This window comes from Flavobacterium channae, from assembly GCF_021172165.1.
In the GTDB taxonomy this organism is placed as follows: domain Bacteria; phylum Bacteroidota; class Bacteroidia; order Flavobacteriales; family Flavobacteriaceae; genus Flavobacterium; species Flavobacterium channae.
This window is the reverse complement of record NZ_CP089096.1, coordinates 2,393,857-2,406,641: the sequence shown is the minus strand read 5'-3', so window position 1 is coordinate 2,406,641 and position 12,785 is coordinate 2,393,857. Positions and strand designations below refer to the sequence as shown.

Genomic DNA, 12,785 nt, shown 5'->3' with positions numbered 1-12,785 from the left:
TATGAGTTCATTAAGTAAAGAAACAAAGTATAACAAGTTAATTGTTGTTTTGTCGGTTGTTATACCAGCAGTAGTTGCATTGTTATTTGGTGTGAATTTAAGAAAGCTTGGTTATGATGTGCAACCATTGTCTTTTTTACCGCCAATTTACGCAACAATAAACGGTTTAACCGCTGTTCTTTTGGTTAGTGCTGTCGTGGCTATAAAAAATGGTAATAGAAAATTGCATGAAAATTTAATGAAATTTGCGATTGCTTGTTCTGTTGCTTTTTTAGCTATGTATGTAGCTTATCACATGACATCTGATTCGACTAAATTTGGTGGAGAAGGAGCAATTAAATACGTATATTATTTTATATTAATTACTCATATTTTATTGTCAATTATTATTATTCCATTAGTTCTGACTACTTATGTAAAAGCATGGTCAGAGCGTTTTGACAAACACAAAAAAATAGCTAAAATTACATTTCCTATTTGGTTATACGTTGCAGTTACAGGTGTAATAGTTTATTTAATGATTTCTCCTTATTATGCATCTTAAAGTGAAAAGTAAAAAGTTAAAAGTAAAAAAAACAAAGCAGGAAGTATTTAATAAAATACTTTTTACTTTATGCTTTTTGCTTTTGCCTTTCATTGCTGAGGCTCAGTGTGCTATGTGTAGAGCGGCACTTGAAAGTGAAGAAGGTGGAGTGCAAGCCGAAGCAGTAAATGATGGGATTGTATATTTAATGGCAATTCCTTACATCTTAGTAGGCATTTTAGGATATGCGATATATCGATTAAAATACACTAAAAAGAAAGTAGAATAAAAAATGCGTTTCATTAAAACGCCTTTTTTATTTATTCTAATCCATCAATCTTAATGTCCATTTTTCCTGATGTTGCTATAAATGCAATAATTGCTTTATCGGTAAGTTCAACTTTTTCAAATTCAAAATCGTTGATTGTTCCGTTTACAAAAACACCTTTCATTGGAGAATAATTGGTTAAATATGGTTTTAAGTTTTGCTTGCCTTCTTCTAAATTTCCTTTTATGGAATAGCGACAGTTCTCTTGAATACTTTTCAAAATAGTGCCATGTAATAACCAATTGGCCGATTTCATCAAAACACTTTTGGTATTTAAAACATATTCCATTTGGTCAAAATAAATTTCTTTTGTTACTGAGTTGTAATTTGGAATTCCAGATAAATAGATGGTTCCGTTGATGCTTCCCATAACATCTAAAGCAATAATCATTTTACCATCTTTTTGCCACAAGTCTACTTTTTGAACTACAATTTTTCTACTTCCCGATGCAAATTCTTGTCCTTGGAAATTTTTAGTTACAATTTTGCTTGCACTTTCAAAAGTTGAAACAGCCACCACAGATACGTTGGTGTTGTCTGGAATTGTAGCGACAGGTTTTAAAACAATTTTTGTGGCATCAAAACCGTTTTTTGGTTCTTGTCCTACCATAGTTTGCATGTTGCATTTCAATCCCATGTTCAACATGATTTTGGTTTTGTTGAGTTTTGCTTCAGTAACATACAATTCTAAAGGAACCATTTTAAACCAAGTTTCGTATTGTTCGCTAGTTAAAATCGGATTGCTTAATTTTTGTAATGCATCTAAAACATGAGGTTTAAAATCGCAGTTTTCGTTAATTGCTTTGTCAATCATTCTTGAAATTTTCGATTTAAACATGCTAAGTGTTGGGTTGATAATGTATGTTATTGGAACCTTTTTTCCAGCCACAACAATATTTGGACTTTCACTCCATTCAAAGTCTTCGATTTTTGAATCAGTAGTCAATTTCCAATTGGTTAAATGTGTTTTGCTATCAAGAGTAATGGTGCCGTTAAGATTGATTTCTCTGGTATCATTTAATCCCATAAAATCGGTTCCGTATTTGAATTTTGCCCAAATTTTTAAAGGAATAACCGATATAATATTACCGTCTTTCTCACTTAGCTTAATAGGAGCCGTTTTCCAAATCTTCATTTCGGTTTTATCGTCATTTAAAATCGAATCGTTGTAGATTAAACCCGTAACATTTTTATTTAGTTGCTGTTCTAATTCCTTTAAAGTGATTTCAACTGGCATCGAAATAAAAGAAACTTTGTTTTTAAAAACTACAGGATTGTTGTTTGATGGAGCCGGTTTTAATGCTTCTATTTTATTTGAAGTGCCACAAGAAATAGTGAAAAGCAATACTGATATTAAGGAGATTGCTACTAAAAGAGTTTTCATTAAAATGATTTTTTGAGTGTAAAAGTAAAATTTTAATTGATATGCTGTAACAAAATAATGAAAAAGAGGTCTTATAGGAAATGAGAATTAAAGCACATAAAATGATAACAAAAAAAATAGTTTTTTTTCTATTGTTGATAGGTTTTCAACTTTCGGCTCAAAGTAAAAAATGGACTTTGGAAGAATGTGTAGATTATGCTATTAAAAATAATATTTCCGTTAAGCAGTCAGAATTGGATTTAAAAACTTCAGAAGTTGAAAAATTAGAAGCGATAGGTGGTTTTTTACCGACATTAAGCGGTAATGCTAATTATAGTGTAAATACTGGGGCAAGTATTAACCCGGTTACGAATCAATTTCAAAATCAAACTTTTAAATCATTTTCTGCTTCTGCTAACTCAAATATTGTTTTGTTTAATGGTTTGGCTAATTGGAAAACATTACAGAGAACTAAGTTAAATAAAATTGCTAATTCGTATCGTTTAGATAAAATGAAAGATGATATTGCGCTTTCTGTAGCAAATTCATACTTGCAAATTCTATTTAATAAAGAACAATTAAAGGTTCAGTTAAATCAAAATTTAATTACCAAAGAGAATCTGAAAAGAACTCAAGAACTTATTGATGCAGGTTCTGTTCCAGCTGGAGATATTTATGAATTGCAAGCAACAGATGCAACACAACAACAGCAAATAATTAATACTGAAAATGCACTTTTGATTGCTAAAATTGGTTTGTGTCAAACATTGTTAATTGAAGATTATGCAACATTTGATATTTCTGATGAAGTGATTGATTTGCCTATTACAAATATTCAAAACGAATCTCAAGAAGCTATACTAGAAAAAGCAAGAGAGTCTGTAAAAGATGTAAAAATTGCTATGTCAAATGTTGATGTTGCAAAAAAAGATGTTGCAATTTCTCGTTCTTCGTACTTGCCAACATTAGCTGGTTTTGTTGGATATAATACACGTTGGTCTGAAAGTACACCTTTTAATTTTATTGATCAGTTAACATTGTTTGATGGAACGGCAGTAGGATTACAATTGAATGTGCCTATTTTAAATGGTTTTGCAAGTAGAGCAAGAGTTCAAAGAGCAAAAATTAATCAAGAGCGTTCAGAGTTTCAGTTAAAACAAGCTGAGTTGGATTTAGAACGTAATGTTTATCAAGCATATAATGATGTTTCGAATGCTAAGAAAGCGTTTGAAGCTGCTCAAAAAACATTAGAAGCTCGTAAACAAGCATTTGATTTTTCTAAAGCAAGATATGAAGTTGGCTTGTTAAATGCATTTGATTTTTCTCAATCAACAATTGCCTTAGAAAACGCACAATCAGAAGTTTTAAGAACCAAATACGATTATATTTTTAGAACCAAAATATTAGAATTCTATTTCGGAATTCCATTAATTAAAAAACAATAGTTAAAATAAATACTTAGTCATGTCAAAGAAAACCATATTCATTTTATTAGGAAGTGCAATCGGATTAATCTTATTGTTAGTTGGACTTAAAAAAGGTGGTGTTATTGGAAATAATGATGATTCAAAAATTGTTGAGTTATCAAAAGTTGCGGAAACTACAATTATAGAAACAGTATCTGCAACAGGAAAAATCCAACCTGAAATAGAAGTTAAAATATCTTCTGAAGTTTCGGGTGAAATTATTGCGTTGCCTATAAAAGAAGGACAACAAGTTAAAAAAGGAGATTTATTAGTAAGAATCAATCCTGATTTATATGAATCTGGTGTAAACCGTTCTGTTGCTTCTATGTCAACAACTAAAGCGGGTTTAAGTCAGGCAGATGCGCAAGTAAAAGAAGCAAAAGCAAATTACGATAGAAATCAAAGATTATTTGAAAAAGGAATCATTTCAAAGTCAGAATGGGATAAAGTGGTTTCATCTTATGAAGTGGCTGTAGCAAATAAACAATCGGCTTACTATCAAGTACAAAGTGCTTCGGCAACAGTTACAGAAGCTAAAGATAATTTAGGAAGAACTACAATTTATGCTCCAGCTGATGGAACAATTTCATTGTTAAATGTAGAGTTAGGTGAAAGAGTTTTAGGAACGCAACAAATGGCGGGTACTGAAATTTTGAGAATTGCGAACTTAAACAATATGGAAGTTGAAGTTGATGTAAACGAAAATGATATTGTTAAAGTTAATATCGGTGATTCTGCAAAAATTGAAGTTGATGCATATTTAAAAAGAGAGTTTAAAGGAATTGTAACAAGTATTTCTAACTCGGCTAGTACGGCTTTAACTGCAGATCAAGTAACTAATTTCAAAGTTAAAGTTAGAATTTTGAAAGAGTCATATATGGATTTATTAGAAGGTAAGCCTGAAAATTATTCACCATTTAGACCTGGAATGACAGCTACGGTTGATATTATTACAAAACGTAAAGAAAAAGTTGTTGCGGTGCCAATAAGTGCAGTTGTTGTAAAAGACGATACAACTTCGGTTAAAAAAGATGTTGTTGCTGAATTAGAAAAGAAAGAACAAGAACAAAAAGGAAATGCTCCTAAAAGTGATAAAAAATACGAATGTGTTTTTGTAAAAGTAGGAGATAAGGCTAAGTTAAGAGTTGTAAAAACAGGAATTCAAGATGATAGCAATATAGAAATCATGTCTGGATTAAAACCAGGTGAAGAAATTATTATCGGACCATATACAACGGTTTCAAAAGAATTAGCATCTAACGATAAAGTTAGAGTAGAAACTGAAAAAGATAAAAAAGAAAGTAAGAAATAGATTTCTTATAATTTAATTTGGGTTGATAAGGCGTAGGAAACTACGCCTTATTTTTTTTACGATTATAACTTCTTAACTTTGCATTTCAAAAACTCAATTATGGCGATTATACTTAATATAGAAACGGCAACAAAAAATTGTTCTGTAGCTTTGGCAAAAGAAGGGAAAACAATTGCTTTCAGAGAAATTGCTGAGCAAAATTTTTCTCATGCTGAAAAATTACACGTTTTTATTGAAGCATTATTGGCTGAAAATAATTTGCAGTTTAAAGATTTGTCAGCAGTAGCTGTTAGTCAAGGTCCAGGCTCTTACACTGGATTGCGAATTGGAGTTTCCTCTGCAAAAGGCTTTTGTTATGCTTTAAATATTCCATTAATAGCAATTGATACGTTGCAACTTTTGGCAAAACAAATTAAAGTAGAAAGTGGAATCATTATCCCAATGATCGATGCTCGCAGAATGGAAGTATTTACTGCTATTTATGATAAAGACTACAATTTAATAAGAAAAACAGAAGCTGAAATAATCGATGAGAATTCGTATCAGGAAATAAATGAAAATATTCATTTGGTAGGAGATGGTACTGAAAAATTCAAAATGACTTTAATAAATGAAAAATTCAAATTTCATTCTGATGTTGTTTTTCCATCTTCAAAAGAAATGAGCGAGTTGTCATTTGATAAGTACAAAAAAAGCGACTTTGTTGATGTCGCTTATTTTGAACCTTATTATTTAAAAGACTTTGTTTTAATCAAATAATTTTATTCTTTATGAATTTCAACTTGGTGTGGATATGGTATTTCAATTCCAACAAGATCGAATTCTTTCTTAATTTTTTCTAACACATCTGATTTTACTTTCCAAAAGTTTTCATTTTCTGTGTAAGGTCTAACAGTAAAATCAATTGAACTTGTAGCTAATTCGTTTATAAAAATTGTAGCTTCAGGTTGTTGTAAAATTTCTGGAATAGATTTTAAAACTCTATCAATAGTGTTTTTTGCTAATTGTAAATCGGTATTGTAATCTACCGAAATTATTAAATCAACTCTTCTAACACCATTTGCTGTAAAGTTGGTTATAACACCATTTGAAAGAGAAGCATTTGGAATTACAATTTGTTTATTATCTGGAGAAGTAATTACTGTGGAAAATATTTTAATGTCTTTTACTGTTCCAGCTACTCCTTGTGCTTCGATAAAATCTCCTAATCGGAAAGGTTTGAATAAAATAATCAAAATTCCTCCAGCAAAATTGGATAATGAACCTTGAAGTGATAGACCTATTGCTAAACCAGCTGCTCCTAATATAGCTACAAAAGAAGAAGTTTCTATTCCTAATTTTGAAATTACAGTTACAAAAAGTAAAATGCGTAACGTCCAGAAAATAACATTTCCAATAAAGTTAGATAACGTTGATTCGACATGGCGTTTTACCATGATGCGTTTTGCTGTTTTGGTAATGAAACTTGTTCCCCAAAGTCCAATAAGTAAAATTAGTATTGCTGCAACAAATTTTGGCGAGTATTCTAAAACTAAATTTTGAATGGTTGTAAAGTAATTTTGTATTTCAATTGCTTGCATATTTTTTTTTACAAAGATATTGAAACCAATTTTAAATTAAAAAAAGGATAAGACGCTTTCATTAGAGGTTTTGATGTTTTAAAGGAATTCTAATCTGTTATGAATTGATAATTCGATTGATATATTCAACAACTAACTATTTAAATTTCAGTAAATTTGTTTAAAGGATTTTAGGTTTTTTAGTATTTATATTGCATTAAATTTGTTTTAAATTAAGATTAACTGCTTAATTTTGAAAATGGACTGTGGTAAAATTGATAACATTAAGTTAACATAAGATTCAAAATCTTGAAGGACTTTTGTACAAAATTAATTCATTAAAGAATGGAACAAATTTATATTATAATGTTGATTGCATTAGCAATACTTGCAATTACCGATTTAATGGTAGGAGTTAGTAATGATGCAGTTAATTTCTTAAACTCAGCAATTGGGTCAAAAGCAGTTTCTTTTAAAACTATTATGATTGTTGCGAGTTTAGGTGTTGCAGTTGGAGCTCTTTATTCTAACGGAATGATGGAAATTGCTAGAAATGGTATTTTCACGCCAAGTATGTTTAGTTTTAACGATGTTATTATAATATTCCTGGCAGTAATGATTACCGATGTATTGTTGCTAGATGTATTTAATACGTTAGGTTTGCCAACATCAACAACGGTTTCTGTAATTTTCTCTTTATTAGGTTCTTCAGTTGTTTTAGCAGTTTATAAAGTATATGTTGCTGATGGTAATTTTGATGCTTTAGGAACTTATATTAACACTAAGAAAGCAACAGAAATTGTTTACAGTATATTGTTGTCAGTAGCATTATCTTTTGGATTAGGTTCCCTAGTTCAATATATTTCTCGTTTATTATTTAGTTTTCATATCGATAAAAGATATAAGTATGTAGGTGCTATTTTTGGTGGTTTTGCCATGACAGCTATTACTTTCTTTATCTTAGTAAAAGGTTTGAAATCGGTTACTTTTGTTCCTTCAGATGTTAAAGATTTCATTAAAGAAGAGCCATTTACAATTATTGGATATTCATTGGTAATTTGGACAATTATATGTCAGTTTTTAATGAGTGTTGTTAGATTTAATATTTTTAAATTTATCATAATCGTTGGAACTTTCGGTTTAGCTTTAGCTTTTGCGGGTAATGACTTAGTAAATTTTATTGGAGTTCCAATTGCAGCTTATCAAGCTTATGAAATGTATGCTGCTCCTGGACAAACTTTAGGTGCTACTGAATTCATGATGTCTGGTTTAGAAGGTGAAAATCTTCCTGCTCCATTCATTTTCTTAGCTGCAGCTGGTGCTATCATGGTTTATACTTTATGGACTTCTAAAAAAGCAAGAACCGTTTTAGAAACAGAACAAAATCTTTCAAGACAAGGAGAAGGAAATGAAAAATATAACGCAAATAATTTATCTAGAAATTTAGTTCGAGCTATAATGTATGTAGGTAATATTATTAGTTTTATTTTACCTAAATCATTACAAAAAAAATTAGACGCTCAGTTTGTTCAACCTGAATATACTGGAAAAAGAGATGAGCAACCAATGTTTGATATGGTTCGTGCATCTGTTAACTTAATTGTTGCATCTGTATTAATTTCTATTGGTACTTCAATGAAATTACCTTTATCTACTACTTATGTAACATTTATGGTTGCAATGGGTTCGTCTTTTGCGGATAGAGCTTGGGATAGAGAAAGTGCTGTTTACCGTGTTGCGGGTGTGTTCAATGTAATTGGAGGTTGGTTTGTAACAGCTATCGCAGCGTTCTTGTCATCAGCTATTATTGCTTATATTTTATTCATTGGAGAAGTTTTTGCTTTCTTCGCATTTATGATTATCGTAGCTATTTTCTTTTACAGAAGTAATCAAATTCATAAAAAGAAAGTTAAAGAAGAAGAAGAGATTAAAAGTTTGAGAAAAGAAGATATTGTAACATTAAAAGAAATGATTACAGAAAGTTCTTCTCAGATTTCTAAAGTACTAAGAAAAACTAGCGCATTATATTCTAATGTAATTGATAATTTAGGTTTACAAGATTTAGCGAAACTTAAGGAGAACAAGAAATCACTTAAGAAGTTAGAAAAAGAAATTGATGAATTAAAAAGTAATGTTTTCTATTTTATCAAGAATTTAGATGAGAATTCTGTTGAGGCAAGTAAGTTTTATATTTTAATTTTAGGTTACTTACAAGATATGGTACAGTCAATTGATTTTATTACGACAAGTAGCCATTCTCACGTAAATAACAATCACAAGAAATTAAAATTCAATCAAATTCGCGATCTAAAAACTGTAGATACGCAGTTACAAGAATTGTTTAGTCGATTAGAATCTAGTTTTAAATCAGAAGATTTCTCTAAATTAGATGAGATTTTAAATGATAAAAAAGTATTCTTAGATTCTGTTTCTGATTTAATTTCAAAACAAATTATCAGAATTAGAACAACAGAAACTAGTCCAAAAAACAGTAAGTTGTATTTTGCTTTACTTCTTGAAACAAATGATTTAATTAAATCGATTATGAATTTGTTAGAGATGTTCAAAGAATTCAATCAACACAATAATAAGAAATAAAAAAAGAGCCGAAAGGCTCTTTATTTATTTTATAATGAATTAGTGATTAACCGTTGATTGCTTCAACTTTAATTGCTTCATCTTTAAGCATGTCTTTTAACATGTTTTCGATTCCATTTTTCAAAGTAAATGTAGATGATGGACAACCGCTACAAGCGCCTTGTAAAACTACTTTTACTCTTTTTTCTTCTGGATCAAAAGATTCAAACATAATGTTTCCGCCATCACTTTGTACAGCTGGTTTAACATATTCTTCAATGATATTAATGATTTGTTGTGAAGTTACATCTAAAGCATCAAAATATGCTTCTTGTTGTTTTTGATGAATTTCTGTCTTTACAATGGCAGATTCATCAATTACTACATTTCCGTTTTCAATATACTCCTTAATGAAAGTTCTTAATTCAAGAGTGATTTCGTCCCATTCTGTTACTGCAAATTTTGTAACGGAGATGTAATTTTCGTCAATAAATACTTCTTTAACAAATGGGAATTTAAAAAGTTCTTTTGCTAAAGGGGATGCGCTTGTTTCGTCAATGTTTTTACATTCAAGAGCAGTTTTAGTTAATAGTTTATTAGAAACAAATTTAAGAACCGAAGGATTTGGAGTTGTTTCTGCGTAAATTGTAATAGGTTGTTTTTTTGCTTTATTTTCGTCTACATTAATTACAATTCCACCGTTAGTTATAAAATCATTGATTTGATTGGCTACATCCTCTTTTACGTCTTCCCATTCAACTATTGAAAATTTTTCAATAGCTATGAAATTACCAGAAATGTAAACTGTTTTTACAAATGGTAAAAAAAACAATTGTTTAGCTAAAGGAGAATTTTGAGTTTCATCAATGTTTTTGAATTCAAAATTTTCAGTTCTAACTATAATTTCATCCAATTCAAATTTTACAATGGCAGGATTTTGAGTTATTTTAGTTGCGATTACTTGCATGATGATTATTTTTTTTGCAAAGATACAAAGTTAGATAGACATCTTTGTTTATTTTAATTGGAGACTTTTTTATTTAACTTTTTATTATATTTTGACCAATTAAATCAACAATTTTCCGATTTTTAAATTTTAACATTAAAAATCACAAATTAATCTTAAGAATATTTTAAGCGAATTGTAAAAGAAACACAAAAATTTATATCTTTGGCAAGTTCGTAGTAAAAAAGGAGAAATTTCAACTTTTTTAATCACGATATCCTAAACTTAAAGTTAAGTTTTGGTTAGGATAGTAAGAAGTATGTTTTCATTAAACAATAACTACAATGAATTTTAAAAAGAGTTATTTTATTTTAGCATTTTTATTAGCTCAATTTTCTTTTTCTCAAGAGGGGGTAGCTGTGTATTCGGATTATTTATCGGATAATTATTATTTGATTCACCCTTCAATGGCAGGTGCTGCTAATTGTGGTAAAATTAGACTTACAGCTCGTCAGCAATGGTTTGGTCAGGAAGATGCACCAGCTTTACAAACAATCAGTTTCAATACTGCATTAGATGAAGATGGAAGATCTGGTATGGGAGTTATAATGTTTAATGATAAGAATGGGTATCATTCACAAAAAGGAGCAAAATTAACTTATGCTCACCACTTAAGATTCTCAAGAGGAACTTTAGATTTAAATCAGTTATCTTTTGGTTTAAGTGCTGCTTTTGTACAAAGTACTTTAGATGGAACCGATTTTGTTAGTCAACCATTTGATCCAGCAGTTGTTCCTGGTGTAATTACAAAAGATGCTTATTTTAATGTTGATTTAGGAGTTTCATACCATTATATGGATTTCTTTACTCATTTCACAATTAAAAATTTCCTAGCAAACAAAAGAGAATTGTATACAGATGTAGAATCGGATAATTTAAGTAAATATTTATGGAGTGCTGGTGCTGTTTTTGGTAATGAAAACAATTTAATGTTCGAACCATCATTCATGTTTCAATATACTTCAGAAACTAAAGAAAAAGCGATTGACTTAAACTTAAAGGTTTATAAACAATTAGATTTTGGAAAACTTTGGGGTGGTTTATCATATAGAAGAAGTTTTGATGGAGCACAGTTTGCTTCAGATGGTTCTTTAGAAGAGCAAAAATTGCAATGGATTACTCCAATTGTTGGTTTAAATTACGATAAATTCATGTTTTCTTATACTTACTCTCATGTTATGGGTGATGTTAAGTTTGATAATGGAGGATTTCACCAAATTACTCTGGGTATGAATATCTTCTGTAAAGATAAAGCTTGGGATTGTAACTGTCCTGCGGTTAACTAAAAATATAAATTCAAATATACTTGTCCCGATTTATCGGGACATTTTTTTATAAAACAAATAGTTATGTTGATTAAAGAAGTAAATGGAAAATTTCCTCAAATACCAGAAGATTGTTATGTTGCTGAGAATGCAACTATTGTTGGTGAAGTAACTTTTGGCGCAAATTGTAGCGTTTGGTTTAATGCTGTAATAAGAGGTGATGTTAATTCAATTTCAATTGGAAATAAGGTAAATATTCAGGATGGAGCTGTAATTCATTGTACTTATCAAAAACATCCAACGGTTATTGGTAATAATGTTTCAATAGGACACAATGCAATTGTTCACGGGTGTACTATTAAAGACAATGTTTTGATAGGAATGGGGGCTATTGTAATGGATAATTGTGTTATAGAGAGTAATTCAATTGTTGCGGCGGGTTCAGTTATTACACAAAACACAATTGTTGAATCTGGATGCATTTATGCAGGTGTTCCTGCTAAAAAGGTAAAAGATATTGATCAAAGTGATTTCGCTGGAGAAATTGAGCGTATATCTAATAATTACGTAATGTATTCTGGTTGGTTTAAAGAATAAACTAGAAGTTTTTAAAAACTACTTTTTCGGAATAATTTAGAATTTTTTCTAAAACTTCAGGCTCGCTATTTGTATAAAAAATTTGCGAGCTTTTTTCGTTAGAATTATTAAGTAAATTGTGTAGCTCTAATATCTTTTTAGTTTGTTTGGCTACAGCTTCACCAGAATCGATAATTTTAATATGAGAAGGTATTATCTTTTTGATTTGCGGAATTAAATAGGGATAATGACTACAGCCTAAGACCAAATAATCGATGTTTTTCTCAATCATCGGTGTTAAATAACTTTTAAGCAATTCTTCCATTTCAGGAGAATCCATATCGCCATTTTCAATTAATTGCACTAATCCGTGCCCTATTTGCTCTATAATGTTTACTTCAGGATGATTAGCAACGCTTTTGTGAAATAAATCGCTATTTAAGGTTCCTTTAGTAGCTAATATGCCAATGGTTTGCGTTTGCGACTGTAATGCTGCAGGCTTTATTGCTGGTTCAATACCAATAAAAGGAATGTCGTGGTATTTAGCTCTTAGTTCTTTTATTGCATTTGTGGTTGCTGTATTGCAAGCCACAATTATCATTTTGCAATTTTGATTCAATAAAAACTCCGTGTTTTTAATGCTTAAAGCAATAATTTCTTCTTTAGATTTTAGTCCATATGGAGCATTAATACTATCGGCTAAATAGATTGTATTTTCGTTTGGTAATAATGCGTGAACTTCTTTCCAAATAGAAGTGCCGCCAATTCCCGAATCAAATAACCCTATAGGACATTCATTTTTCATAGTAA

12 protein-coding genes are annotated in these 12,785 nt (G+C 30.0%); 8 read left to right on the top strand and 4 right to left on the bottom strand.

What is annotated here, in order from left to right; all coding sequences use genetic code 11:
- The first annotated feature begins 1 nt into the window (after position 1).
- Positions 2 to 544, top strand: coding sequence for a DUF420 domain-containing protein (locus tag LOS89_RS11195; RefSeq protein ID WP_231835332.1), 543 nt, complete (start codon positions 2 to 4; stop codon positions 542 to 544).
- Positions 534 to 812: a CAMCR motif-containing small membrane protein gene (locus tag LOS89_RS11190; protein ID WP_374107724.1), complete on the top strand. Its 279-nt coding sequence runs from the start codon at positions 534 to 536 to the stop codon at positions 810 to 812. Before LOS89_RS11195 ends, LOS89_RS11190 begins: the two co-directional genes overlap by 11 nt.
- A gap of 31 nt (positions 813 to 843) precedes the next feature.
- Here the strand turns inward: LOS89_RS11190 and LOS89_RS11185 are convergent, their stop codons facing one another.
- Positions 844 to 2,235, bottom strand: a complete 1,392-nt coding sequence (locus LOS89_RS11185; protein ID WP_231835330.1) for a DUF4403 family protein — start codon at positions 2,233 to 2,235, stop codon at positions 844 to 846.
- Between the two features lie 101 nt (positions 2,236 to 2,336).
- Between LOS89_RS11185 and LOS89_RS11180 the strand changes: the two genes are divergently transcribed.
- The 3 genes from LOS89_RS11180 to tsaB all read left to right on the top strand — a co-directional run bounded on the left by LOS89_RS11180 (position 2,337) and on the right by tsaB (position 5,751).
- Positions 2,337 to 3,659 carry a TolC family protein gene (locus LOS89_RS11180; RefSeq protein ID WP_231835329.1) on the top strand — a complete coding sequence of 441 codons (1,323 nt, stop codon included), beginning with the start codon at positions 2,337 to 2,339 and terminating at the stop codon, positions 3,657 to 3,659.
- Between the two features lie 19 nt (positions 3,660 to 3,678).
- Positions 3,679 to 4,992, top strand: a complete 1,314-nt coding sequence (locus tag LOS89_RS11175; RefSeq protein ID WP_231835328.1) for an efflux RND transporter periplasmic adaptor subunit — start codon at positions 3,679 to 3,681, stop codon at positions 4,990 to 4,992.
- Between the two features lie 99 nt (positions 4,993 to 5,091).
- Positions 5,092 to 5,751, top strand: coding sequence for a tRNA (adenosine(37)-N6)-threonylcarbamoyltransferase complex dimerization subunit type 1 TsaB (tsaB, locus tag LOS89_RS11170; protein ID WP_231835327.1), 660 nt, complete (start codon positions 5,092 to 5,094; stop codon positions 5,749 to 5,751).
- A 2-nt stretch (positions 5,752 to 5,753) separates the two neighbouring features.
- Here tsaB and LOS89_RS11165 read toward each other — a convergent pair whose 3' ends face one another.
- Positions 5,754 to 6,572 (bottom strand): mechanosensitive ion channel family protein, encoded by an 819-nt coding sequence (locus tag LOS89_RS11165; protein ID WP_231835326.1) that lies wholly within the window; start codon positions 6,570 to 6,572, stop codon positions 5,754 to 5,756.
- A gap of 324 nt (positions 6,573 to 6,896) precedes the next feature.
- Between LOS89_RS11165 and LOS89_RS11160 the strand changes: the two genes are divergently transcribed.
- Positions 6,897 to 9,149, top strand: a complete 2,253-nt coding sequence (locus LOS89_RS11160; RefSeq protein WP_231835325.1) for an inorganic phosphate transporter — start codon at positions 6,897 to 6,899, stop codon at positions 9,147 to 9,149.
- 46 nt (positions 9,150 to 9,195) lie between these two features.
- Here LOS89_RS11160 and LOS89_RS11155 read toward each other — a convergent pair whose 3' ends face one another.
- Positions 9,196 to 10,095 (bottom strand): NifU family protein, encoded by a 900-nt coding sequence (locus LOS89_RS11155; protein ID WP_231835324.1) that lies wholly within the window; start codon positions 10,093 to 10,095, stop codon positions 9,196 to 9,198.
- A gap of 323 nt (positions 10,096 to 10,418) precedes the next feature.
- On the opposite strand from LOS89_RS11155, the gene LOS89_RS11150 reads away from it, so the two are divergent.
- Together LOS89_RS11150 and LOS89_RS11145 are read left to right on the top strand one after the other, a co-directional pair.
- Positions 10,419 to 11,420: a PorP/SprF family type IX secretion system membrane protein gene (locus LOS89_RS11150; RefSeq protein ID WP_231835323.1), complete on the top strand. Its 1,002-nt coding sequence runs from the start codon at positions 10,419 to 10,421 to the stop codon at positions 11,418 to 11,420.
- A 63-nt stretch (positions 11,421 to 11,483) separates the two neighbouring features.
- Positions 11,484 to 11,996, top strand: coding sequence for a gamma carbonic anhydrase family protein (locus tag LOS89_RS11145; protein WP_231835322.1), 513 nt, complete (start codon positions 11,484 to 11,486; stop codon positions 11,994 to 11,996).
- A gap of 1 nt (position 11,997) precedes the next feature.
- Here the strand turns inward: LOS89_RS11145 and murI are convergent, their stop codons facing one another.
- A complete protein-coding gene (murI, locus tag LOS89_RS11140; RefSeq protein ID WP_231835321.1) occupies positions 11,998 to 12,780 on the bottom strand; it encodes a glutamate racemase in 783 nt (260 codons plus the stop codon).
- Between the last annotated feature and the right edge of the window lie 5 nt (positions 12,781 to 12,785).